The 573-nt window shown below is 52.9% G+C and carries 1 protein-coding gene; it reads right to left on the bottom strand.

The window, feature by feature from the left end; all coding sequences use genetic code 11:
- On the bottom strand, nucleotides 1-573 hold a 573-nt coding region (locus FZC41_RS17150), incomplete at both ends, for an EAL domain-containing protein (RefSeq protein WP_148568661.1).

Here is a 573-nt window from a genome sequence, read left to right as displayed (position 1 = left end):
GGACATTGCCGCTTCGAAACTGTTCCAGGGATAGATTGACAGCCATCTGAACCGGTTTGAATCCTTTGTCCTGCCAGGTCTTGTTCTGGGCACAGGCGGTCAACAGCACCCATTCGCCAATACTGTCAATGAGACCGGTGCGCTCGGCAATCGGGATGAACACCCCCGGGGAAATGAGCCCCAGCTCCGGATGATTCCATCGCAGCAATGCTTCAAAGCCGATTGTTTTCTCAGTTTTGACAGAAACCTGAGGCTGGTATTGGAGAAACAGCTCATTTCTTTCCAGAGCCTTATGAAGGCTGTTGGTGAGTGTCATTTGATCCATTACCTCCTCTTTCATGGGTTCTGAGCAGAAAGCATAACACCCCTTTCCGCTCTTCTTGGCGGCATACATGGCCAGATCCGCATTTTTGATCAGCGCATTCGCCGTTTCACCATCTTCCGGGAAAACAGCGAGCCCGCTGCTTGCCGTGATGTGAAACTCCTGCTCACCCACGGTGATCGGTTTGTGAAACAGCCCCGTGATCTGCCATGCGAGTTCCTCCAGATCTTCCCGGCTGGTCATCTGCGGCA

The organism is Acetobacterium paludosum (assembly GCF_008086595.1).
Lineage (GTDB): Bacteria > Bacillota > Clostridia > Eubacteriales > Eubacteriaceae > Acetobacterium > Acetobacterium paludosum.
The sequence above is the reverse complement of the archived record's forward strand: the minus strand, read 5'-3'. Positions and strand labels throughout refer to the sequence as shown.